20 protein-coding genes are annotated in these 21,670 nt (G+C 72.5%); 10 read left to right on the top strand and 10 right to left on the bottom strand.

Annotated elements, in window-relative coordinates; genetic code table 11:
- Positions 1–165 precede the first annotated feature (165 nt).
- From ACZ7LK_RS11620 to ACZ7LK_RS11630, 3 genes are read left to right on the top strand one after another with little or no spacing between them, the layout of a single operon-like run.
- Positions 166–1,752 (top strand): PP2C family protein-serine/threonine phosphatase, encoded by a 1,587-nt coding sequence (locus ACZ7LK_RS11620; RefSeq protein WP_471140622.1) that lies wholly within the window; start codon positions 166–168, stop codon positions 1,750–1,752.
- Complete coding sequence (locus ACZ7LK_RS11625) at positions 1,749–2,834, top strand: cobalamin B12-binding domain-containing protein (protein WP_469464638.1); 1,086 nt, start codon at positions 1,749–1,751, stop codon at positions 2,832–2,834. Before ACZ7LK_RS11620 ends, ACZ7LK_RS11625 begins: the two co-directional genes overlap by 4 nt.
- The gene (locus tag ACZ7LK_RS11630) at positions 2,831–3,208 is read left to right on the top strand and encodes an STAS domain-containing protein (protein WP_392273072.1); all 378 of its coding nucleotides are present in this window, start codon (positions 2,831–2,833) and stop codon (positions 3,206–3,208) included. The genes ACZ7LK_RS11625 and ACZ7LK_RS11630 overlap by 4 nt, the downstream gene beginning before the upstream one ends.
- A gap of 74 nt (positions 3,209–3,282) precedes the next feature.
- On the opposite strand, the gene ACZ7LK_RS11635 is transcribed toward ACZ7LK_RS11630, so the two are convergent.
- The 6 genes from ACZ7LK_RS11635 to ACZ7LK_RS11660 all read right to left on the bottom strand — a co-directional run bounded on the left by ACZ7LK_RS11635 (position 3,283) and on the right by ACZ7LK_RS11660 (position 8,334).
- A complete protein-coding gene (locus ACZ7LK_RS11635; protein WP_392273071.1) occupies positions 3,283–3,597 on the bottom strand; it encodes an antibiotic biosynthesis monooxygenase family protein in 315 nt (104 codons plus the stop codon).
- Positions 3,598–3,637: 40 nt separating this feature from the next.
- Entirely contained in the window at positions 3,638–4,882 is a 1,245-nt protein-coding gene (locus ACZ7LK_RS11640) for an MFS transporter (protein WP_392273070.1), read from the bottom strand.
- A gap of 10 nt (positions 4,883–4,892) precedes the next feature.
- Positions 4,893–6,020: a transaldolase gene (gene tal, locus ACZ7LK_RS11645; RefSeq protein WP_469464641.1), complete on the bottom strand. Its 1,128-nt coding sequence runs from the start codon at positions 6,018–6,020 to the stop codon at positions 4,893–4,895.
- Between the two features lie 24 nt (positions 6,021–6,044).
- Positions 6,045–6,878, bottom strand: coding sequence for a mycofactocin-coupled SDR family oxidoreductase (locus ACZ7LK_RS11650; protein ID WP_471139916.1), 834 nt, complete (start codon positions 6,876–6,878; stop codon positions 6,045–6,047).
- Between the two features lie 92 nt (positions 6,879–6,970).
- Positions 6,971–7,672 carry a ribulose-phosphate 3-epimerase gene (gene rpe, locus ACZ7LK_RS11655; protein WP_392273067.1) on the bottom strand — a complete coding sequence of 234 codons (702 nt, stop codon included), beginning with the start codon at positions 7,670–7,672 and terminating at the stop codon, positions 6,971–6,973.
- Positions 7,669–8,334, bottom strand: coding sequence for an HAD family hydrolase (locus ACZ7LK_RS11660; RefSeq protein WP_471139919.1), 666 nt, complete (start codon positions 8,332–8,334; stop codon positions 7,669–7,671). Before ACZ7LK_RS11660 ends, rpe begins: the two co-directional genes overlap by 4 nt.
- Before the next feature lie 694 nt (positions 8,335–9,028).
- Between ACZ7LK_RS11660 and ACZ7LK_RS11665 the strand changes: the two genes are divergently transcribed.
- Complete coding sequence (locus tag ACZ7LK_RS11665; protein ID WP_392273065.1) at positions 9,029–9,247, top strand: hypothetical protein; 219 nt, start codon at positions 9,029–9,031, stop codon at positions 9,245–9,247.
- 117 nt (positions 9,248–9,364) lie between these two features.
- On the opposite strand, the gene ACZ7LK_RS11670 is transcribed toward ACZ7LK_RS11665, so the two are convergent.
- On the bottom strand, positions 9,365–10,222 hold the full coding sequence (locus tag ACZ7LK_RS11670; protein WP_392273064.1) for an RNA polymerase sigma factor SigF: 858 nt from the start codon (positions 10,220–10,222) through the stop codon (positions 9,365–9,367).
- A 241-nt stretch (positions 10,223–10,463) separates the two neighbouring features.
- On the bottom strand, positions 10,464–11,165 hold the full coding sequence (locus tag ACZ7LK_RS11675) for a TetR/AcrR family transcriptional regulator (protein WP_471139923.1): 702 nt from the start codon (positions 11,163–11,165) through the stop codon (positions 10,464–10,466).
- 116 nt (positions 11,166–11,281) lie between these two features.
- On the opposite strand from ACZ7LK_RS11675, the gene ACZ7LK_RS11680 reads away from it, so the two are divergent.
- From ACZ7LK_RS11680 to ACZ7LK_RS11695, 4 genes are all read left to right on the top strand, one after another.
- Positions 11,282–12,490 (top strand): saccharopine dehydrogenase family protein, encoded by a 1,209-nt coding sequence (locus ACZ7LK_RS11680; RefSeq protein ID WP_392273062.1) that lies wholly within the window; start codon positions 11,282–11,284, stop codon positions 12,488–12,490.
- A gap of 138 nt (positions 12,491–12,628) precedes the next feature.
- Positions 12,629–14,146, top strand: a complete 1,518-nt coding sequence (locus tag ACZ7LK_RS11685) for an APC family permease (protein WP_392273061.1) — start codon at positions 12,629–12,631, stop codon at positions 14,144–14,146.
- Between the two features lie 115 nt (positions 14,147–14,261).
- A complete protein-coding gene (locus tag ACZ7LK_RS11690; RefSeq protein ID WP_471139927.1) occupies positions 14,262–14,828 on the top strand; it encodes a TetR/AcrR family transcriptional regulator in 567 nt (188 codons plus the stop codon).
- A gap of 83 nt (positions 14,829–14,911) precedes the next feature.
- Complete coding sequence (locus tag ACZ7LK_RS11695) at positions 14,912–16,693, top strand: alpha/beta fold hydrolase (RefSeq protein ID WP_471139929.1); 1,782 nt, start codon at positions 14,912–14,914, stop codon at positions 16,691–16,693.
- 67 nt (positions 16,694–16,760) lie between these two features.
- On the opposite strand, the gene ACZ7LK_RS11700 is transcribed toward ACZ7LK_RS11695, so the two are convergent.
- Both ACZ7LK_RS11700 and ACZ7LK_RS11705 read right to left on the bottom strand, forming a co-directional pair.
- A complete protein-coding gene (locus ACZ7LK_RS11700; RefSeq protein WP_471139932.1) occupies positions 16,761–17,951 on the bottom strand; it encodes a cytochrome P450 in 1,191 nt (396 codons plus the stop codon).
- Positions 17,952–18,154: 203 nt separating this feature from the next.
- Complete coding sequence (locus ACZ7LK_RS11705; protein ID WP_471139935.1) at positions 18,155–19,063, bottom strand: YwqG family protein; 909 nt, start codon at positions 19,061–19,063, stop codon at positions 18,155–18,157.
- Between the two features lie 147 nt (positions 19,064–19,210).
- Here ACZ7LK_RS11705 and ACZ7LK_RS11710 point away from each other — a divergent pair, with 147 nt between their 5' ends.
- Both ACZ7LK_RS11710 and sigJ read left to right on the top strand, forming a co-directional pair.
- Positions 19,211–20,443, top strand: coding sequence for a serpin family protein (locus ACZ7LK_RS11710; RefSeq protein ID WP_471139937.1), 1,233 nt, complete (start codon positions 19,211–19,213; stop codon positions 20,441–20,443).
- A gap of 332 nt (positions 20,444–20,775) precedes the next feature.
- Positions 20,776–21,654, top strand: coding sequence for an RNA polymerase sigma factor SigJ (gene sigJ / locus ACZ7LK_RS11715; protein WP_471140625.1), 879 nt, complete (start codon positions 20,776–20,778; stop codon positions 21,652–21,654).
- Positions 21,655–21,670: the final 16 nt, after the last annotated feature.

Here is a 21,670-nt window from a genome sequence, read left to right on the forward strand (position 1 = left end):
AGACGGTTGCCGTGAGACAACATTTCCGAGCGTAGAAGGGGGGTGGGGTGCGCACGATGCGTTCCCCCGCCTGTGTTTCCTTCCTCCGGCCCTCCCGCCCACCCGCGCGGATCCGCCGCGCTCAGCACGACGGCTTGGCGCACGGCCCCGTACCCGGCCCTGGTGATGGACCGGTCCGGCGCCGTGGTGGAGGCCAATGAGTCCGCCCGCGCCCTGTTCCGGCGCCCCGGGGACGACCTCCTGGCGGACCTGCCCGTCCCCGCCTGGCTCGCCGAGGCACACCGCGACCGGCTCCGGCCGGCCCCCGACTCCGCCGACGGCCCCGCACCCTCGGGTGCGATCGACCACCGCAGCTTCGAGGCCCACCCCTCCACCACCGGTGAAGGAGGGGTGGTGTGGTGGCTGGTGGACAACACCGACGTACGCCTGGCCGAGCAGGAGCTGCGGGACGAGCGGGAGCGGACCGGTCTGCTGGCGCACGTCTCCAACACCCTGTTGTCCTCGCTGAACGTCGAGCGCTGTACGGAGGTGACCGCGCGCATGGCCGCTGATCACCTCGCCGACGCGGCCGTCATCGTCGCCCCCGCCCAGGGGCGCCGCTACCCCCTGACCTACGCCCAGGTGGGCGGCCCGGTCACACAGAGCACGGCGCACATCGACCCGTCGATAGTGCCGGGCCTGGCCGAGGCACTCCAGGGCTTCCCACCCGTGCCCACCCGCTGGATCAGTCCGGACGACATTCCGGACTGGGCGGTCCCGCCGGGATTCACCGGACCCATCGGATCGGTGATCGTCACCCCGCTGCCGGGCCACGGCGTGCCGGCCGGTGTGCTGATCCTGCTGCGGGCCAGCGCGCACAGGGCGTTCACCGACGGTGAGGAGGTCTTCGCCCGGCTCTTCGCCGCCCGGGCCGGAGCCGCGCTGTCGGCCGCGCGGATGTACAGCGAGCAGGCGGCGATCACCTCGGTGCTGATGCGGGAGCTGCTGCCGCCGGTGCTGGAGCGCGTCCACGGCGTCGACTACGCGGGCAGGTACCGGCCCGCCAACGACCACGAACGGGTCGGCGGCGACTTCTACGACGTGCACCCCGGCGCGGACCCCGCGCAGGAGACGTTCGTCGTCCTGGGCGACGTCGCCGGCAAGGGGCTGGAAGCAGCCGCGCTCACGGGCAAGATCCGCAGCGTGCTCCAGGCCCTGCTGCCGCTGTCCGGCGACCACCAGCGCGTGCTCGGCCTGCTGAACGGCGCGCTGCTCACCTCCCACCACGCCCGGTTCGTCACACTGGTCCTCGCCTCCGCCAGACGCAAGGCCGGGCAGGTGCATCTGCGGCTGACCAGCGCCGGCCACCTGCCCCCGTTGATCATCCGTACGGACGGCCGGGTGGAGGAGGCGAGCACCTCGGGACAGCTCGTGGGCGCCCTGCCGAAGGTCACCTCCCGGTCGGCCACGGCCGTCCTGGCGCCCGGCGAGACGTGCCTGCTCTACACGGACGGCATCACCGAGGCGCGCGGCGGCCCGCTGGGCGACGAGTTCTTCGGCGAGCAGCGGCTGCGGCGGTCCCTCGTGGAGTGCGCCGGCATGCCGGCCGAGGCGGTCGTGGAGCGGGTGCAGATGCTGGCCGCGCAGTGGCTGGGCAAGGGCCGGCACGACGACATGGCCACGCTGGCGATCAGCGCGCCGAAGACCGGTCCGCTGTCGGTCGTCGACGGCCGAGTGCACCGTCGGGAACAGCGTGTCAGGAGGACCATGTGAACGACTCCCGCCCCGCGTGGGTCGACGAGGTGGGCGGCAGGCTCTGGACGGCCGTGTCCGGCGGCGACGAGTACGCGGCCGTCGACGTGGTCCATGACGCCCTGGACGAGGGCCGCGACAAGGAGGCGCTGCTGCTGGACGTGATCGGTGCCGTCCAGGAGAAGGTCGGCGCCGAGTGGGCCGCGGACCGGATGACCGTGGCCCAGGAGCACGCGGCCACCGCCATCAACGAGCGGGCGATCGCCGCCGTGGTCCACCGGGACCGGCCCGCGGGCAGCAGCCGGGGCCGGGTGACCGTGAGCTGTGTGGACGGGGAATGGCACGCCCTCCCCGCCCGTCTGGTCGCCGAGGTGCTGCGACTGCGCGGCTGGCAGGTCGACTTCCTCGGCGCCCAGATCCCCACCGCGCACCTGATCGCCCACCTGCACGCGACCAACCCGCAGGCGGTGCTGCTGTCCAGCTCGCTGCCCACCCATCTGCCCACCGCCCACTCGGCCGTCGCCGCCTGCCAGGCCGTGGGCGTGCCCGTCCTGGCCGGCGGACGGGCGTTCGGCACGGACGGCCGCTACGCGCGGGCGCTGGGGGCGGACCGGTGGGCGGCCGACGCCCGCGGCGCGGCGGCGGTGCTGGAAGCCGGTCCGCCCCGGCCGGACCCGGCCGCGTCGCGGCACGCGGTGGACGACCTGCCGCACCTGGTCGACCAGGAGTACACGATGATCGCCCGCTCTCGCGGCCGGCTGGTCAAACAGACCCTCGTCGATCTGGAGGAACGCTTCCCCGCGATGCGGTCCTACAGTGAGGCCCAGCGCGAGCGCACCGCGGAGGACATCGCCCACATCGTGGACTTCCTCACCACCGCGCTCTACGTGGACGACCCCGCCCTGTTCTCCACCTTCGTGGCGTGGACGGCGGACATCCTCGGCGCCCGGGGCGTGCCCGGCCACTCGCTCACCACCGGGTTGGGCATCCTGGGCGAGCAGTTGAACGAATTCCCCCGAGCCGCCGCCCTGCTCGGCGACGCCGCCGGCCGCCTCGGCGGCCGTACCCCTTCCCCAGCCCCCGGACCGAACACGGACGCATGACCTCGCACAGACCTTTCGGAATCGACATCGACCACCGGTCCGGCACGCTCACCTTCCGCGTCTCCGGTGATCTGGACTACGACACCAGCGGCGACCTGCTGCACGCCGTGGTGGAGCGGCTCGCGCAGCACCCGCCGCCCCACGTCGTACGCCTGGACTTCGCGCGGCTGACGTGGATCGACTCCATGGGCCTGTCGACGCTGCTGATGGCCCACCGTCACGCCACGGCGGTCGGCGCGGTCCTGCGGCTGGACAACAGGCCGGAGGTCCTCGACCGCATGCTCACTCTCACGCAGACCCTGGAGCACCTCACCGTCGCCGGCGGTCGGGACCCGGACGGGGGCGCCATGACCGACGCCGCCCGGAGCCGCTGACGGGCGGCGGGGCGGCGACGGAACGACGGTGGGCTCGGCGGGCCGTGGCCGTGCGGGCCCGGCCGGCCCGGAGGTCAGTCCTGTGCGGTGGGCGCGCCGACCGGTTCGGCGGAGAAGTGCCGCAGCTCGGGCTCCTTCGCGAAGAAGTGCTCTATCGCCGCCGCGAACCGCGGGGCCTGCTCGCTCCGGGGGAAGCCGTCCAGGTGGTGGGCGAGCGTCTCCCAGCCGACGCGCAGCAGGTAGGAGCCCTGCGTCTCGACGTCGCGGTGCAGTTCGACGGAGAGGCAGCCTTCGGCCGATTCGAGGATGGGGGCGCCGGCGAGGAGCGCCTGCTCGAACTCCTCCTCACGGCCCGGCGTGATGTAGAGGTAGGCGTACTCGTGGATCATCGGGATTCCTTTCGGATGCGTGTGGTGACGCCGGACGCGTTCAGCGGACCTGTCTGATGCGGGTCACGGTGAGGAGGGCCAGCAGGCCGACCGCCATGGTGAACACGTACAGCGCGGTGTAGTTGTGGCCCGGGCCGATGGACAGCAGCAGCGGGGCGAGTGCGGGGCCGATGGACTGGGGCAGGACGTCGGCGCTGTTGATGACGCCCAGGTCCTTGCCCACGTCGTCGGAGCTGGGCAGGACCTCGGTGGCCAGGGCCATGTCGACGGCGAAGTAGAAGCCGGACCCGATGCCGAGGAGGGTCTGCGCGAGGTAGACCGGTGGCAGGGTGTCGGCCACGGCGAGGAGGGCGAGGCCGGCGGCGAGCAGCACGGCGGCCGCGGTGACGAAGACCTTGCGCCGGTGGAGGCGGTCGGAGAGCCATCCGCACAGTGCCGCGGTCACCGCGCTGAGCGTGTAGTTGAGCGTCGTCAGCAGGGCGACGGTCGCGGCGACCGTGCCGCCGGTCAGCCCGATGCGGTCGCTGAGGTAGTACGCGAGGTAGGGCACCGGCGCCACGGAGGCGAAGTACGTCAGGAAGCGGGTCAGCCACACCCAGCCGAAGTCGGGGTGGCTGCGCGGGTCGGTCCAGAAGCTGCCGAAGAACTCCCGCGCCGAGAAGGGCGGCCGGCCGGCCGGTGCCCGGGTGTCCCGCAAGGGCAGCGCGAACAGGCAGACACAGCCGATGGCCGCCGCGGCCGGCACCAGGAAGCCGGCCGGCCCGGCGGAGAAGAGGGCCGCGGCTCCCATGCCGACGGGCACGGCCAGGCGCTGGCTGAAGCCCATGACGCCCGAGACCATGCCCCGCTGGGCGAGCGGGACCTGCTCGGGCACGGTGGCGGCGAGCGCGGCGATGGAGGTGTTGAAACTGGCCTGTGCGAGGCACCAGCCCGCGGTGATCGCGGGGACGGACGGCACCAGGGCGACGACGGCGAGACCCGCGGCGCCGCCGAGGACGCCGACGACGAGCCAGGGCCGGCGGCGCCCCCAGGCGGCGGTGGTACGGTCCGACAGCCGCCCGGCGAGGGGGTTGGCGAACAGGGCGACGAGCGCGCCGAGGGCGGCCGCGACCGCCAGGCTGTTCTCCTTGTGGGCGGGGTCGACGTGCTCGATGCGCAGGGCGAGGGTGACCAGCGCGACGGACAGCACCGCGCTGTAGAGCCCGAGGTAGGCGAGCCCGAGCCGGACCACGAAGGCGCGTGACACTCGTGGTCCGGTCTCGGCCCGGGGGGTCAGGGACGTCATGGAACGATGTTCACCGGGTCTTCGAGGCGCGGGGCAGGCGGTCGAGAGAGGCTTCGACGCTTTCCAGGAGGGATGCCCAGGCCTCTTCGAACGCCCGGACACCCTGATCCTCCAGGAGCTGGACGACCTCGTCGTAGTCGATGCCGAGTTCCGCCAGGCCGGCCAGGACGCGGGCCGCGTGCTCGTAGTTGCCGCGTACGGTCTCGGTCGGGACGTCACCGTGGTCGGCGACGGCTCCGAGGGTCTGGGGAGGCAAGGTGTTGACCGTGCCGGGGGTGACCAGACCGCTGACGTACAGGGTGTCCGGGTAGGCCGGGTTCTTGGTGCTGGTGGAGGTCCACAGCATCCGCTGGACATTGGCGCCGGCCGCCCGCAGTGCCTGCCAGCGCGGCGAGCGCACGATCTCCTCATGGGCCCGGAACGCGAGCCGTGCGTTGGCGAGGCCGGCTTCGCCCCGCAGTTCCAGTGCCCGGGCGCTGCCGATCTTCTCCAGGCGCGGGTCGACCTCGGTGTCCATCCGCGAGACGAAGAAGGAGGCCACCGATTCGATGGTGGACAGGTCCCGGCCGTCGTCCAGCGCCGCTTCGAGGCCGGTCAGGTAGGCGTCGGCCACGGCTCGGTAGCGGTCGATGGAGAAGATGAGGGTGACGTTGACGCTGATGCCCTCGGCGATCGCCGCGCTGATGGCGGGCAGTCCCGCGGGGGTGGCGGGGATCTTGATGAGCAGGTTGGGGCGGTCGACGGTCCACCACAGGTGACGGGCCTCCGCGAGGGTCGCCTCGGTGTCGTGGGCGAAGCGCGGGTCGACCTCGAGGGAGATGCGCCCGTCGTGCCCGTCGGTCCGCTGGTACACGGGCCGGAGGAGGTCGGCGGCGGCGCGCACGTCCGCCGTGGTCAGAGTGCGGACGGCCTCCTCGGCGGTGACGCCGCGCAGCGCCAGGTCGCGCAGGTCGTCGTCGTAGGCGGTGGTCCCGCCGGCGATGGCCTGGTGAAAGATGGAGGGGTTGGTGGTGACACCGACGACTTCCTGGTCGCGGATGGCCGTGGCGAGGCCGTCGCCGGTGAGGCGCTCGCGGCTGAGGTGGTCCAGCCAGATGGAGACGCCGTGGTCGCTGAGCTGCCGTAAGGGTCCTGCCATGGGGGGTTACGACTCCTTGTGTTGTCAGGCCTTGATCGCGGCGCCGGCGTCGACGGGCAGCGTGGCGCCGGTGACGTAACGGGCCTCGTCGGAGGCCAGCCAGAGCACGGCGTTGCTGATGTCGACGGACTCCACCCAGGGCACCGGGATGACGCTCAGCTCGGTGGCGGCCGCGGCGAACTCCTCCCGGGAGGGGTTCTCGACGTCGGGCAGCAGGAGGCGGCGTCCGGTGACGTTCTGGACCATGTCGGTGTCCACGTTGCCGGGGTGGATGCTGTTGACCCGGATGAAGTAGGGGGCCAGTTCGTTGGCCAGGGACCGCATGAGTCCCACCAGGCCGTGCTTGGACGCGGCGTAGTGCGACATGTTGGGCCGGCCGAGGGTTCCGGCGACGGAGTTGGTGAAGATGATGGAGCCACCGCGGTCGGCGGCGATCATGTGCGGGACGGCGGCGCGGATGGTGTGCCAGGCGCCGGTCAGGTTGACGTCGATCATGTCGCGCCACTGCTTCTCGGTGAGCTCCCAGGAGCGGCCCAGCGAGCCGATGCCGGCGTTGGCGCACACCACGTCGATGTGCCCGAACTCCTCCAGTCCGGCGGCGACCAGGGCTTCGACCTGGTCGAGCTCCCGGACGTCGGCGCCGACGGTGAGTATCCTGCCGCCTTCCTTCTCCACCAGGCGGCGAGTCTCCTCCAGGTCCTTGGACGTGGCCAGGGAGTAGTGGGTGCTGCCGATCTCCTCACAGATGTCCGAGGCGATGATGTGCGCGCCCTCCTGGGCGAGCCGGATGGCGTGCGAGCGTCCCTGGCCGCGGGCGGCTCCGGTGATCAGGGCGACCTTGCCCTCTACGCGTCCCATGTGCGTGTCTTCCTTGTCCGTGGCAGAGCGGATGGTGTGGGAGGTGGCGGAGTACGTCCGTGTGGGAGTACGTCCGTGCGGGTGCGGCGCCGTCAGGAGGCGCGTGCGCCGACCGAACGCGTCTCGTCGGCGCGGTGGCGCAGGGCGCGCACGGCGGCGCCGGGGTCGCTGCCCGCGTAGACGGCCGATCCCGCGACGAAGGAGTCGGCGCCGGCTTCGGCGCACCGCGCGATGGTGTTCTCGTTGACGCCGCCGTCGACCTGGAGCCACAGGGGGATGTCGCGGCCGCCGAAGCGGCGGAGCTGGTCGATGAGCCGACGGGCCTCGCGGACCTTGTCCAGCGTGAAGTCCAGGAACGGCTGGCTGCCGAAGCCCGGCTCCACGGTCATGATGAGCAGGGTGTCGGCCTCGGCCAGCAGCCCCTCGTACGGCTGGAGGGAGGTGGCGGGATTGAGCGCCAGCCCCGCCTGGGCGCCGGCGGCGCGGATGGCCCGGAGTGTGCGCACGGGGGAATGGGTGGCCTCGGCGTGGATGGTGACGCTGCCCGCGCCCGCCTCCGCGTAGTCCGGTGCCCACCGGTCCGGGTCGGCCACGCCCAAATGGATGTCGAGAGGAATACGGACTTTCTTCACCAGGGATTCCACGACGGGTAACCCGACCGTGAGGTTGGGCACGAAGTGGTTGTCCATGACGTCCACGTGGAGCAGATCGGCGTCATCGGCGACCGCGTCCGCCTCTTCGGCGAGGCGGGTGAAATCAGCGGCCAATATGCTGGGGGAAATGCGAATGCTCATACGGGCTCTCCGTCGATGGTGAGGGTTATGCCTTCGGGCTGGACCTCGAAGTCGATGACGCCGACGCCGTCCGCGATGACGTGCGCTCCCGTGAGTTCATCGAGCTCGTGCCGGAACCGCACGGCCACGACCGTCATGCCGGCGTCCCTGGCGGCGTTGATGCCGATCGGGGAATCGTCGATGCCGACGACCGCGGCGGGCTCGAAACCCAGCTTCTGGGCGGCGAGGAGGAAACCCTCGGGGTGCGGTTTGGGGTGGACCACGTGGTCCGCGCTCACGATCACTTCGGGGACGGGCAGTCCGGCGCTGCGCAGTCGGGCCTGGGCCACCTCGGTGTCGTTGGAGGTCACGATGCCCCAGCGCTCCGAGGGCAGCGCGGCCAGCACGTCCGCGGCGCCGGGCAGCGCGACGACCTTGGCTACCCTGGCCCGTTCGGCCAGACGCACGTTCTCGGCGTGTTCCTCGATCTCCTGCTGCGTCAGGTGGGGCAGGAGGGTCCGGATGATGTCCGCGCGCTTCTGCCCGTAAAAGGGGGCGAGGTCGAAGCTGTCGCCGAGGCCGACGGATTCGGCCCATTCGTTCCAGCAGTCCTCGGCATCGGGATAGGAGTCGACCAGTGTGCCATCCAGGTCGAAAAGGATGGCGTCGTGCAGTACTGCCATGTACTCGCCTTTCCAGCGGAGTTCTTGTGGCTGGATGAATCACCCTACAGGCGTCAACCGGCGCGGCGTGGATGCAGCGGCCACGTATCGGCCGTTCGTGATTGACCTCCACCGACCCACTCGCCTGCGATGATCACTCAGCGTGAAACTCCGGCGCCCGTTATGCCCTGTTCTGGAATGGCGATTTTCCTTCTTTTCTCAAAAATACCGCCCGTCAGGAATAACTCGGGAACGGGGAGTTGCGCGGCTCTGAAATTCCGATGCCCCGCACGGCGGCATTGCGGCCCGGCAGGCCCCTTCTCCACGAGGGCGGCGACCCCCGGGCGGCGGCGGGCCTCCGGTCGCCGCATCCGCCGGCTCCGGCACCGCTCCCCGCCCCACACCCTTTCGGCCATGGCCGGCGCGGCGCCCGGGACCGTCGTGAGGGCGTCGGCACGACGGACAAGCGCTACTTCACGCCTCTTTTCCCCGTACACAGGGAGCGGGAGTCCGCGACCACCGGACCGGGGCATCACCCCCGGCTCCCCCGGCTTCCGTCCGAACGCCCCCGGTCGCGCCTCGCACGGACCGCCCAAATGGCTCGTAACCCGGCATATGCCATCGCGTTATGTGTATGGCTCTCGCCACTGCGGCGGTCAGAAAGACCGCGAATCTGCCTTGTTGTCACATTTCTCGCGCGGGGAAGGACCTCGTTGTGCATCTGACGCTTTGGCTTCTGCTGGCCTGCGGATCGGCCTGCACGGCACTCTCGATCTTCATGCCGTCACCGACCTCCAGGATGCGGACGGTCGACATCGTCGAGCTGCGACGCCGTCGTCGCCTCTTCGAGACGCTCGCGGCCAACACCCGCACCACGTTCGACCTCCATCCCCCCTCGCCGGCCCCGGTGGCCGACGATGCGGCGACGCCGTGAGCGGCGCACGGCCCGCCGCCCCTGCGGGCGGGCGCTCCGGCCAACGGCAGGGGCCCTGAGGACCTCGGTCCTCAGGGCCCCGTGGCACCCGCGCCGGTGCGGCGGCAGCGCTCCGGTTCAGTGGGTGGTGAGCATGCCTTCCCGCAGTCGCTTCAGCGTGCGGGACAGAAGACGGGAGACATGCATCTGCGAGCAGCCCAGGCGCTCGCCGATCTGGGACTGGGTGAGCTCCTCGACGAAGCGCATGTGGATGATCTGCCGGTCCCGGTCGTCCAGCTCGGCGAGCAGCGGGGCCAGGGCGTGGAAGTCCTCGACGAGTTCCATCGCCGGGTCCTCGGCGCCGATGAAGTTGGCGAGGGCCGCCTCACCGTCGTCGCTGTCGCTGTTGATGGTGGCGTCCAGCGAGCTGGAGTTGTACCCGTTGGAGGCCAGACGGGCCTCGATGACCTCCTCCTCCGTGAGGTTCATCAGCGTGGCCAGTTCCTTGACCGTGGGCGTGCGGCCCAGGCGGGTGCGCAGTTCCTCAGTGGCGCGGGCCAGTTCCACCCGGGCTTCCTGGAGGCGGCGCGGGACGTGCACGGCCCAGGAGGTGTCGCGGAAGAAGCGCTTGATCTCACCGACGATGTACGGCACGGCGAAGGTCGTGAACTCCACCTCGCGCGTCAGCTCGAACCGGTCGATCGCCTTGATCAGGCCGATCATGCCGACCTGGACGATGTCCTCCATCTCGTCCGCGCCCCGGCTCCGGAACCGGCCGGCCGCGTACCGGACGAGCGACATGTTCATCTCGATCAGCGTGTTGCGGACGTCCTGGTACGCGGCGGTGCCCTCCTCCAGCACGGCGAGCTGGTCGAAGAACACCTTGGACAGGGCCCGGGCGTCCTTCGGGGCCACCTGCCGCGGGTTGGCGATCTCGGGCAGGGCCGCGGCCGCGGGGCGGCTCTCAGTGGGCGCCGCCTGCTGAGTCGTCGTCATCACCGTCATGCTTCTTCCCTCCCATACCGTCGACTCACGCCGTCGTCCCCCGACAAGCCGATGGGCCGCGCCTACCCGCCGCTCACACGCTCATGCCTGCGAATGTGTCCCTTTTTCACCGGCCTATCGGAAACCGGTCGGCCCTCCCTGGATCCGGGCGGTGAACCCGGGTGCGCCGTGGGCCGCTTCGGGGCCGTCATGAGAGCGGCCGCGGAGCGGGACGGCGGTCCGCCGCGACGGCTCAGCCGGCCGCCAGCGTCGCCTCCGCGTTGTCGAGGAGCATCTCCAGGGCCGTGGGATAGGCGCTGGCGTTCATCCGGGCCACCAGCAGCGGCGCCGTGGCCGCGATGTTCGGGTGGGTGCCGGCGGGCAGCCGGGCGTACGTGGCGCGCCACACCGCCTGGTCGGCCGCCCGGGCCCGCTCCGGCAGCGCCAGGCCGGCGGCGTCGAGCGCGGCGAACGCCAGGGTCTGGTCGATGAAGGCGTGGTAGACGCGCACCACTTCGGGGTCGGGCAGCCCCGTGGACCGCAGCACGCCGAGGATGGCCTCATCCGTGGCGATCTCGTTGGCCCGGCCGCTGACCCGGCTGGCGGTGAGGACGGCCGCCTCCGGATGGGCGAGGTAGGCGGTGTAGATGCGCAGGCCGAGTTCGCGCAGGTCGGCGCGCCAGTCGCCGGTGGCCCGCCAGCCGCGCATCGCTCGGCCGATCAGCTCGTCGCCGATGGCCAGGGTCAGGTCGTCGGTGCCGCGGAAGTAGCGGTACAGGGTGCTCGGGTCCGCGCCGAGCGCCGCGCCCAGGCGCCGTACCGTCAGGCCCTCCCGGCCGTACTCGTGCAGCAACCGCAGGGCGGTCTCGACGATCAGCCCCGCCGAGAGGACCACGCCCTGCTTGGTCGGTTTCCTCCGCCGCCGGTCCGCCTCCGGCACCACTTTCTTCGCCACCGGGTACCTCCTCCGCTCCCGTCGAGCTTATGCCAACGCCCTTGACGTTGCTTTCGGCGGGCCCGTTTCATGACGCCTCCCGGCTTCGGCCACCCTCGACGAAAGGCTCCTCCGCCATGCGCATTCTGCTTGTGGGCGCCGGTGGCGTGGGCACCGCGATCACCCGGATCGCGGCCCGCCGCTCCTTCTTCGACCACATGGTCGTCGCCGACTACGACCCGGCCCGCGCCGACGCGGCGGTCGCCGCGCTCGGCGACGGGGAGACCCGGTTCAGCGCGGCACGCGTCGACGCCTCGGACCAGGAGGCCGTCGCCGCCCTCCTCGCCGCCGAGCGGTGCGACGTCCTGCTGAACGCCACCGACCCGCGCTTCGTGATGCCGCTGTTCGAGGCCGCGCTGGCCGCCGGGGCGCACTACCTCGACATGGCGATGTCCCTGTCCTCCCCGCACCGGGCGCGCCCGTACGAGGAGTGCGGGACGAAGCTGGGCGACGCGCAGTTCGCGCGCGCCGCCGCGTGGGAGGGGAGCGGTCGCCTCGCGCTCGTCGGCATGGGCGTCGAGCCGGGCCTCTCCGACGTCTTCGCGCGCTACGCCGCCGAGGAGCTGTTCGACGAGATCGACGAGATCGGGGTACGGGACGGCGCGAACCTCACCGTCGACGGATACGACTTCGCCCCGTCGTTCTCCATCTGGACCACCATCGAGGAGTGCCTGAACCCTCCGGTCGTCTGGGAGAAGGACCGCGGCTGGTACACCACCGCGCCCTTCAGCGAGCCTGAGGTGTTCGACTTCCCCGAGGGCATCGGCCCGGTGGAGTGCGTGAACGTCGAGCACGAGGAGGTGCTGCTCATCCCCCGCTGGGTGGACGCCCGGCGGGTCACCTTCAAGTACGGGCTGGGCAACGAGTTCATCGAGACCCTCAAGACCCTGCACAAACTCGGCCTGGACCGCACCGGGAAGGTGCGGCTGCCCGATGGGTCCGAGGTCTCCCCGCGTGACGTGGTCGCGGCGTGCCTGCCCGACCCGGCGACGCTCGGCGACCGCATGCACGGCAAGACCTGCGCCGGCACCTGGGTGAAGGGCGTCAAGGACGGGAAGCCCCGCGAGGTCTACCTGTACCACGTGGTGGACAACCAGTGGTCGATGAGCGAGTACGGCTCACAGGCGGTCGTCTGGCAGACCGCCGTCAACCCGGTCGTCGCCCTGGAGCTGGTGGCGAACGGCGCGTGGCTCGGGGCCGGGATCCTCGGCCCGGAGGCCTTCGACCCGCGCCCCTTCCTGGACCTCCTGACCGCGTACGGCTCCCCCTGGGGCGTACGCGAGTAGGCACACCCGTCCGCGCGGCGCGCCGCCCGAGGGGCTCCCGCTCCCGCGGCGCGCCGGTCCGGGGCCGTCACGTGCTCCGCGTACTCCCGCTGAGGATCATTCCACCAGGCGTCGACCACACCCCGGAAGCGAGGGAAGATGAAGGACGAGGACACGGACACGGGCGCGGATCCGCCCGCCGGTCTCAAGGCCGGTGCGATCGGTTTCACCGACGCGCTCGTCATCGGACTCAACTCCACCTCCCCCGCCTACTCCCTGGCGGCGGTCATCGGCCCGATCGTCGCGCTCGTCGGCGTCCACGCCCCGGGCGTCCTGGTCGCGTCCTTCGTGCCGATGCTGCTGATCGCGTCGGCGTTCTACTACCTCAACAAGGTGGACCCGGACTGCGGCACGACCTTCTCCTGGGTGACCCGGGCGATGGGGCCGTGGGCCGGGTGGCTCGCCGGCTGGGCGGTGGCGATGACGGGTGTGCTGGTCGTGGGGTCGCTCGCCGACGTGGCGGTGACCTTCGGTCTGCTCACCGTCGGCCTGGACGGCGCGGCCGGGAACGACGCCGTACGCCAAGGTCTGTCCGTGCTGCTCATCCTGGTGATGACGGCGGTGTGCGTCATCGGCACCGAGGTCTCGGCCAAGGTGCAGAACGTGCTCATCCTCGCGCAGGTCGCCTGCCTGCTGGTGTTCGCGGTCGTGGCGCTGTACCGCGTGTACGCCGGGAGCGCGGCGCCCGGGTCGGCCACCCCCGCGGCGGCCTGGCTGAACCCGTTCGGCGCCGGGGGCGCGGCGCTGACGGGCGGGCTGCTGCTGGGCGTCTTCACCTACTGGGGCTGGGAGTCGGCGGTCAACCTGACCGAGGAGGTCAAGGACCCCACCAGCGCGCCGGGCCGGGCGGGCGTGTGGTCGACCGTCGTGCTGCTGGTGACGTACGTGTCGGTCGCGTTCGCCGTGGTGGCCTATGCCGGAACGGCCTTCCTCGTCGAGAACGCCGGCGAGGAGGAGTACGTCTTCGGCCTGCTCGCCGAGGACGTGATGGGCGGGTGGGACTGGATCGTGCTGCTGGCCGTCTCCACCTCCGCGGTGGCGTCCACCCAGACCACGATCATCCCGGCCTCCCGTACGGTGCTGTCCATGGCCCGCCGGGGGGCGCTGCCCGGCCGGCTCGCCCGCGTCCACCCCCGGTTCCGCACCCCGCACACCAGCACCTGGTGGGTCGCGGCCGTGGCCATCGCCTGGTACCTGGTGGTCAACCGGATCAGCGCCAACGCCCTGTTCGACTCGCTGACGGCCCTGTCCCTGCTCATCGCCTTCTACTACGCGCTCACCGGCGTGGCCTGCGCGGTCTATTACCGGCGCCGTCTGACGGAGAGCGTCCGGGGCTTCCTGTTCATCGGCGCGGGGCCGGTCGTCGGCTCACTGCTGCTGGTGTGGCTGCTGGCCGAGGCGGTCATCGACATGGCGGAACCCGAGAAGAGCTACAGCGGCACCGACTGGTTCGGTCTCGGCCCGCCGCTCGTCATCGCGCTGGGCATCCTGGTCACCGGCGTGCTGGTGATGCTGGTGTGGCGCCGGGTCTCGGGCGTGTACTGGCGCGAGCGCCCCGGCGTGGCCGCTCCGGAGGACGGGCACCGGGCCCGGCCGGCCCGGGGCCGGAACGGGTGACGTGCCCGCCGCCGTAAGAGCGGGTGGGGAGCTCCGGCGGTCGCGGCGGCGGGGCGGCGGGGCGCCGGTCGCGTGAGCGCTTGCCAAAATAAGACGACCGGTCTATTTTTTCGGCATGGGACAGAAGGGCGAGGAGACCCGCGGCAAACTCCTGGACGCCACGCAGCACCTCATCGAGGCGGGCGGGTATCACCACGCGGGGCTCAACCAGGTCGTCGCCGCGAGCGGCGCCCCGAAGGGGTCGCTGTACTTCCACTTCCCCGGCGGCAAGGACCAGTTGGTCGAGGAAGCCGTCCGCCGGGGTGGCGAGGAGGTCTCGGCGCTCCTGGCCGGCCTGGAGCACGACTCCGGCGCGGCCGGTACGGCGGAGACGCTCGCCGCGCTCCTGAAGGTCCTCGGCGACCGGCTGGAGGCGTCGGACTGGCACAAGGGGTGCCCGGTGGCGACCGTCGCCCTGGAGATGGCCGTCGGCAACCCCGCGCTCCAGCGGGCCTGTTCCGAGGTGTACGGCTCGTGGGAGGCGACCTTGACCGAGCGGCTCGCCGCCGACGGCCACGCTTCCCCGGAGACGGCCGCCACGGCCGTCCTCGCCCTGATCGAGGGGGCGTTGCTGCTGGCGAGGGCCCATCGCAGCCGCGACCCGCTGGAACGGGCGGCCCGCGCGCTCACCCTGTTGACCTGACCCCCCGCTCCCCCGCCCACCTTCGGGTGGGCGTTTTCCGGACCCAAAAATATATAGATCGGTCTACTGAAAGTGAGTGAGTCATGTCCTCCTCCGCCGACACCCTCGTCCTCGGAGCCTCCGGCTTCGTCGGACGCGCACTCGTCGCCGAACTGCTCCGCCGGGGACGGCGGGTGGCCGCCGCCGTACGCGGGTCCGCCGAGCCGCTGGTGGAAGCACTGGCCCGTGCGGGCGCGGACACCGGCGCCCTGACCGTCGTCCGCGTCGATCTCACCCGCCCAGGCCTCGGCCTCGCGCCCGACGCCCTGCCCGCCGTCCGGGACGTGTACAACTGCGCCGCCCGCTTCGCCTTCGGCCTCGGTACCGACGAGGCGCGGGCCGTGAACGTCACCGGCGCGGTCAACGCCGTCGAGTGGACCGCGGCACGGCCCGCCCCGCGCAGGCTGGTGCACCTCAGCGGCTACCGCGTGGGCGCCCGGGGCGGTGACGACGACTACGACCGGCTGGGCGCCTACGAGGCGTCCAAGCGGGAGGGTGACGCGGCGGTCCGCCGCCGCGCCGCGGAACTGGGCGTCCCCCTCACCGTGGCGAACCCCGCCAGCGTGGTGGGCCCCGGCCAGTACATCGGGCTGGCCTCCCTGGTGGACGACCTGTGGCACGGCCGGATGCCCGCCGTCCCCGGCACGCCGGCCACCTTCCTGCCGGTCGTGGCCCTCGACCATGTCGCGCGGTTCCTCGCCGCCCTGCCCGAGGACCCGGACGCCGCCGGGCGGGACTACTGGATCCTCGACGACTCGACCCCCGAACTCCCCGCGCTGCTCCGGCTCGTCGCCGAGCACACCGGGGTGCGCGCGCCGCGCCGCCACGTCCCCGTGCCGCTGCTGCGGCGGCTGCCGCGCGCCCTGACGGGTGCCGACCCCGAGACGTTCTCGTTCCTGTCCGCCGACCGCTACCCGACCGGCCCGGCGGACGCCTTCGCCCGCAGCCACGGCCTGGCCGCGCCGCCGGTCGGGGAGGTGCTGCGCACCTGGGCCGACCACCTCGTCGCGACCCGCTTCGGCAGGGGCGTCGCACCGGCGGGGCCGTACGGCTACCAGGGTGTCGCGGGCAGCCGCACCTGGATCGCCGGAGACCGGCGAACGCCGGCGCACGTGCTGCTGCACGGCCTTCCGCTGGACGCCGAGTCGTGGACCCCGGTGTCCGCGCGCCTGGGCGCTCCTACGCTCGCCGCCGACCTGCCCGGCCTGGGCCGGTCCGGTCCGGCGGACACCGATCTGGAGCACTGGCTCACCGAACTGCTGGAGCCGGTGACGAGCCGTCCGCTCCTCACGGCGCACTCCCTCGCCTGTGGGCCCGCCGTACGCTACGCGCGGCGCCACCCGGAGCGGATCGGCGGACTGGTCCTCGTCGCCCCGGCGTTCCTCCAGGACGCGCCGCGCCGGTGGGTGCGCGACCTGATGACCCCAATGGCCCTGCGCCGGGTGTCCGCGGCCCGGCTCGCCTCCCGTCTCGGCGTCCCCGCGGGCCCCGCGCTCGACAGCGCGGCGGCGGCCCTGCACCGGCCGGGCACCGCCCGGCGCACCATGGCCGCACTGCGGGCGGGCCGCCTTCAGCAGGGCGCGCTGCGGCGGGAGCTGGCCGGTGTTCGGGTGCCCGTCACTGTCGTGACCGGCGCCGCCGACCCCCTGGCGTGCGGTCTTCCGGCCGCCGGCGGGGCGGTCCACCTCACCGTCCCCGGCGCCGGGCACTATCCGCAGCTGACCCACCCCGAGGAGGTGGCCCGCATCCTCCTGGACGCGTCCGGCGCACCGGCGCCCGGCGCCCCCGCCCGGCGCACCGGGCGGGATCCGGAACACACTCCCTAGGAGCGTCCGCAGGCACTCCCCAGGAGTGTCCGCACGGTCCCGCCCGGCCCGCACGGTCCGGTTCCGGTCAGGCGTCCCACGTGACGGGGAGGCTCTTCACCCCGTGGATGTCCGCGGCCTCCGGGCGCAGGGCGACGTCCTCGGCCGGTACGGCCAGGCGAAGGGTGGGGAAGCGCTGGAGCAGCCGGGAGAGCGCGACCCGCATCTCGACGCGGGCGAGTTGCTGGCCGAGGCACAGGTGGATGCCGTGGCCGAAGGCCAGGTGCCCGCCTTCCCGCCGGTGGATGTCGAGGGCGTGGGGGTCGGTGAAGCGCTCGGGGTCGCGGTTGGCGGTGTGGTACGACAGGACGACCGTCGTCCCGGCCTCGATGGTGTGGCCGCCCACCTCGACGTCCACCAATGCGGTCCGCATGAACGACTTGGCGACGCTCAGGTACCGCAGCAGTTCCTCCACGGCCCCGTCGATGAGCGTGGGATCGGCGCGCAGCGCGGCCAGTTGCGCGGGGTGCTGGAGCAGCGCGAAGGTGCCCAGCGACAGCATGTTCGCCGTGGTGTCGAACCCTGCCGCCAGCAGGATCAGGCTGATTCCCTGGAGTTCCTCGTCGGTCAGGTCGCTGTCGGTGAGTTCGCTGAGCACGTCGTCGGTGGGGTTCGCCCGCTTGGCGGCCACCAGCTCCGCGAGGTAGTTCTGGGTGGCGGTGTAGGCCGCGACCAGGTCCTCGTCGCTCGTCTCGCCGTTCATGAACGCGTCGATCTGCTCCTGGAAGGACTCCCGGTCCTCGTAGGGGACGCCCAGGAGCTCGCAGATGACGATGGTGGGTATGGGCTTGGCGAACGCGGTCACCAGGTCGGTGGGCGGCCCGGCCTCCTCCATGGCGTCCAGGCAGTCGGTGGTGATCTGCTCGATCCGCTCGGTGAGCAGCCGCATCCGCCGTGCGGTGAACTTGCCCACCAGCGGCTTGCGGTACCGGCTGTGCCGGGGTTCGTCCATGAGCAGGAACTCGCCCGGCGGCGCCGGGGGGAGTTCGAAGTCGACCACGTTCAGCAGTTCTTTGCGGGAGCTGAACCGCGGGTCGGCCAGGACGGACCTGACGAGGTCGTGTCCGGTGATCAGCCGGCCGGGCTTCCCGCCGGGGTGGGTGTAGCGGCTGATCGGGCCGTGCCGCCGGGCGTCGACCAGCTCCGCCGGCGGGTCGAAGGGGCAGCCGGGTCGTCGCTCCGTCGGCAGCGACGTGACGGTGTGGAGGGATTCGCTCATGACTGTTCCTCACCTCGTTGCGCCACTCGTTGACGCACCCCGAAAGCTACGTTGCGTTCACTATTCGGTCAATGGACTTGTGGGCGTAACACCAGGTCAGAGCCGGTTATTTGAAGCAATGACACTGCGGGTGAAGGCAACGAGAGGAACCAGCGTTGCAATGCACGGGAGCCGCCGGGACGCGACGGGGCGGGGTCGGGTTCTCAGCCGCACTGCCAGGTGAGAAGGGCCCGCTCGAAGCGGCGTTCGGCCAGGTCCTCGGGGCGTATGAGCCAGTAGAGGGCACCGCAGTCGCCCCACATCATGTCGGCGTCGTCGTCCGAGTCGAACTGGGCGAGCAGCACCCAGCGGAGAGCCTCCTCGCCGATGCGCGGGTCGTCCCACGGCGGGCCGCCCAGGGCCCCGCGGGCGACCTCGAGCTCCACCGCGTCCTGCACCGGGGTCGCATGGCCGCCTATCCGGTGCTCCGTGCCTCCGGTGTGGTCCCACAGCGCGTCCTCGAAGGCCCCGCCCCACAGCGGGTGGCCGTCCCGCTCCGGACCGAACTCGCGGTGCACCACGGGATGCCGCAGGTACGGGGCGGTCGGCTCCACCCGGGCCGTCAGCTCCACCTCGGGGTACGGTTCGAGCTCCCCGGGCACGGGCCGCTCGGCGACCGGGACGCCCGCCGGCACGTACAGCACGCGCGCGCCCGCCCAGGTGTCGGGTTCGTCGGGGGTGACCACCGCCTCCCCGTCGTCCAGTTGCCCGTCGAAATAGAAGAAGAGCAGCGTGCCTCCGGCCGGCAGCGCCACGTCGAGGGCGGCGGACGGGAGCGCGGCGCAGTCGAGCGCGGCGACGAAGGAGAGCGGTCCGTGCCCCTCCCACTGGGGCCACTCCTCGCCCTCCGGCAACCGCGGCAGCCCGCCGAGCCGTCCGACGACCGCGCCCGGACCCGCTCCCGGAGCCGGACCTGAACCCGGACCCGGAATCCCCGACGGTCCCGGTCCCGGTCCCGCGCTCTTCTCCAGCCGGATGCTCGGCCGCAGCAGGCCTGTCCAGCGCTCGGCGATCTCGCCGGGCAGGTGTTCACGGGCGAGTCGGCTCAACGCGTCGGTGGTGCCTTGTGTCATGGCACCGATGATGCACTGCCCCACTGACAACCGGCCCCCCGGCGTGGAGCCCGCCCGTGCGATTAAGGTGTCGCCGGGGCGGACGCGAGCGGGCGTGACCGGGGCCGGAGTTGGGCCTGCCGCCCCACACGATCCGGGGGAGACACCATGCAGCCCGCAGCACGCTCCGTACGCGCCGTCAACCGGCTCACCGCGCGGTGGGCGGCGGGCGGTGGTGCGGCCCCGGAAGGTGCCGCCCTGTCCGCCGCGACGCTCTGGCCGTTGCTCGGCTTCCTGGCGTCCGCCGCCGACGGACCGGCGCGTGACGAGCTGGAGGACGCGGTGGGGCTGCCGGCGGCCGAGGCGGCCGGAGCCGCGCGGTGCTTCATCGAGGCCCTGGGGTCGCTCCGCGGCACGCGGACGGCACTGGGACTGTGGACCCGGGCCGGCTTCCCGCTGGACGCGGCCTGGACGGCGGGGCTGCCGGCCGGTACGCACGGTACGTTCCTCGGCGATCAGGCGGCCGACCGGGAGCGCCTCGACGCCTGGGTCGCCGAGGCCACCGGCGGCCTGGTCAGGGACATGCCCGTGCGGATCGAGAAGGACACCGAGCTGGTGCTGGCGGCGGCCCAGACACTGCGGACCCGCTGGCTCCGGCCGTTCGTCGAGACAGTGGTGGAGTGCGACACCGGTCCGTGGCGGGGACGCGCCCTCCGCGGACTGTGCCGGACCACCTCGGTCCTGGACCGGGTGGCCGTGGCGGACACCCCGGACGGTCCCCTGACCGTGCTCAAGGTGCTCGGCACCACCGACGTCGACGTGCACCTGTGCATGGGTGCCGACGGCATGCCGCCCGACCGGGTCCTGTGCCACGGGATCGGCACGCTCACCGGCGCCGGCTCACCGGTGCCCGGCGACCGGCTCGCCGATGGCGCGCCGGGCCCGGGCGTCCTGGTGTACACGCAGCGCCGACAGACCCCCGAGCCCGAACTCCAGGTCCTGACCGTGCCGTTCCGCGTCGAGGCGCGCCACGACCTGCTGCGACGGCCCGCCCCGTTCGGTCTGTCGACGGCTTCGGACCCGAGCCGTGGCCACTTCCCCGGCATCGGGCCCGAGCCGTTGGCGGTCGGCACGGCCGGCCACACCGCCCTCGCCGTCTTCGACGCCGAGGGCTTCGAAGCGGCCTCCGTGACGGCCCTGGGAGCCGTGGCCGGGGGTGCGCCCCGGCCCCCTCGGTACTCGGTCCGGGTCGTCGAGGTCACCTTCGACCGGCCCTTCGCCTTCCTGGCCGTCCACCGCACCTCGCGCCTGGTACTGAGCGCCGGCTGGGTGGTGGACCCGCTCCCGTTCACCGGGTTCGGCGAGCACGGCGACGACTCCTGGGACGAGGACGACCACTGACGGCCGGCACACCGGGCCCGCCGGCCCGCCCCGGAACCACGGGGGCCGGTGGTCGGTGGTGCTCAGCGGTGACGTACCGCCCCGGTGACGTACCGCCGGCCTCACAGAGGGACGCCACGGATCGTCGTAAGGGACGTCAGGAGCGAGAGACCACGTCCGAAGGAGCCGGTGTCACCATGCCCCACCCGTCCGAGCCCGCGTCCGCGTCCGAGCCCGCGTGCGAATCCCGGCCCGCGTGCGAGTCCCGGCCCGGGTCCGGGTCCGGCCCCGCGTCCCCGTCCGGTTCCGAGCGGGCACGCGGCGGCCGTTCCGAACCGGAGCTCAGCGTGCTCATGGCCGAGCGGCGTCATCTGACCAACCTCGCGTACCGGCTGACCGGATCGCTCGCCGATGCCGAGGACGTGGTCCAGGAGACCTTCGCACGCTGGTACGCGAGGTCACCGGAGGAGCGGCGGGCCATCGACTCGCCGGGAGCCTGGCTGACGACCGTCGCCGGACGGATCTGCCTCGACCTGCTCGGTTCGGCGCGGGTCAGACGCGAGCGTTACGTGGGGGAATGGATTCCCGAGCCGTTGCCGGACCGTACGGAGTGGATCAGCGGGCGGGCGGGGGCCGGGATCGCCGACCCGGCCGACCAGGTCACCCTCGACGAGTCGGTGACCATGGCCTTCCTCGTCGTCCTGGAGGCGATGACCCCGGCGGAGCGGGTCGCGTTCGTCCTGCACGACGTCTTCCGCTACCCCTTCCCCGAGGTGGCCGGGATCGTCGGCCGCACTCCGGCGGCGTGCCGCCAACTGGCCTCGTCCGCCCGCCGCCGCGTCGGCGCGGCCACGCCCGGCCCGGCCGTGACGGGCGGGCACGCCGATGTCGTCCGGGCGTTCAAGCGAGCCTGGGAAGCACGGGACGTCGACGCTCTCATCGGCCTGCTGGCCCCCGACGCCACGGCGACCGGGGACGGCGGCGGCCTCGTGACGGCCGCGCCCCGGCCGGTCGAGGGCGCCGAACAGGTGGCCCGCTTCTTCGCCGACCGGGCGGGTGCCGCGCCCGCGGTGACGCTCGTGGAGCGCACGGTCAACGGCCGGCCCGGGCTGGTGGCCCAACTGGACGGCGTCACGGTCTCGGTGATGGCGTTCGACTTCGCGGGCGACCGGATCCGGCGGGTGTGGGCCGTGCTCAACCCGGAGAAGCTCCGCCCGTGGACGGCGGTCTGAGGGCCGGCCGGCACCG

Source organism: Streptomyces sp. NPDC039423, assembly GCF_055598725.1.

Excerpts from the sequence above, each read along its gene's own strand:
- ACZ7LK_RS11620 (WP_471140622.1), top strand. The coding sequence starts at position 166 with ATGGACCGGTCCGGCGCCGTGGTGGAGGCCAATGAGTCCGCCCGCGCC.
- ACZ7LK_RS11630 (WP_392273072.1), top strand. The coding sequence starts at position 2,831 with ATGACCTCGCACAGACCTTTCGGAATCGACATCGACCACCGGTCCGGC.
- ACZ7LK_RS11635 (WP_392273071.1), bottom strand. The coding sequence starts at position 3,597 with ATGATCCACGAGTACGCCTACCTCTACATCACGCCGGGCCGTGAGGAG.
- ACZ7LK_RS11640 (WP_392273070.1), bottom strand. The coding sequence starts at position 4,882 with ATGACGTCCCTGACCCCCCGGGCCGAGACCGGACCACGAGTGTCACGC.
- tal (WP_469464641.1), bottom strand. The coding sequence starts at position 6,020 with ATGGCAGGACCCTTACGGCAGCTCAGCGACCACGGCGTCTCCATCTGG.
- ACZ7LK_RS11650 (WP_471139916.1), bottom strand. The coding sequence starts at position 6,878 with ATGGGACGCGTAGAGGGCAAGGTCGCCCTGATCACCGGAGCCGCCCGC.
- rpe (WP_392273067.1), bottom strand. The coding sequence starts at position 7,672 with ATGAGCATTCGCATTTCCCCCAGCATATTGGCCGCTGATTTCACCCGC.
- ACZ7LK_RS11660 (WP_471139919.1), bottom strand. The coding sequence starts at position 8,334 with ATGGCAGTACTGCACGACGCCATCCTTTTCGACCTGGATGGCACACTG.
- ACZ7LK_RS11670 (WP_392273064.1), bottom strand. The coding sequence starts at position 10,222 with ATGACGACGACTCAGCAGGCGGCGCCCACTGAGAGCCGCCCCGCGGCC.
- ACZ7LK_RS11680 (WP_392273062.1), top strand. The coding sequence starts at position 11,282 with ATGCGCATTCTGCTTGTGGGCGCCGGTGGCGTGGGCACCGCGATCACC.
- ACZ7LK_RS11685 (WP_392273061.1), top strand. The coding sequence starts at position 12,629 with ATGAAGGACGAGGACACGGACACGGGCGCGGATCCGCCCGCCGGTCTC.
- ACZ7LK_RS11690 (WP_471139927.1), top strand. The coding sequence starts at position 14,262 with ATGGGACAGAAGGGCGAGGAGACCCGCGGCAAACTCCTGGACGCCACG.
- ACZ7LK_RS11695 (WP_471139929.1), top strand. The coding sequence starts at position 14,912 with ATGTCCTCCTCCGCCGACACCCTCGTCCTCGGAGCCTCCGGCTTCGTC.
- ACZ7LK_RS11700 (WP_471139932.1), bottom strand. The coding sequence starts at position 17,951 with ATGAGCGAATCCCTCCACACCGTCACGTCGCTGCCGACGGAGCGACGA.
- ACZ7LK_RS11705 (WP_471139935.1), bottom strand. The coding sequence starts at position 19,063 with ATGACACAAGGCACCACCGACGCGTTGAGCCGACTCGCCCGTGAACAC.
- ACZ7LK_RS11710 (WP_471139937.1), top strand. The coding sequence starts at position 19,211 with ATGCAGCCCGCAGCACGCTCCGTACGCGCCGTCAACCGGCTCACCGCG.
- sigJ (WP_471140625.1), top strand. The coding sequence starts at position 20,776 with ATGGCCGAGCGGCGTCATCTGACCAACCTCGCGTACCGGCTGACCGGA.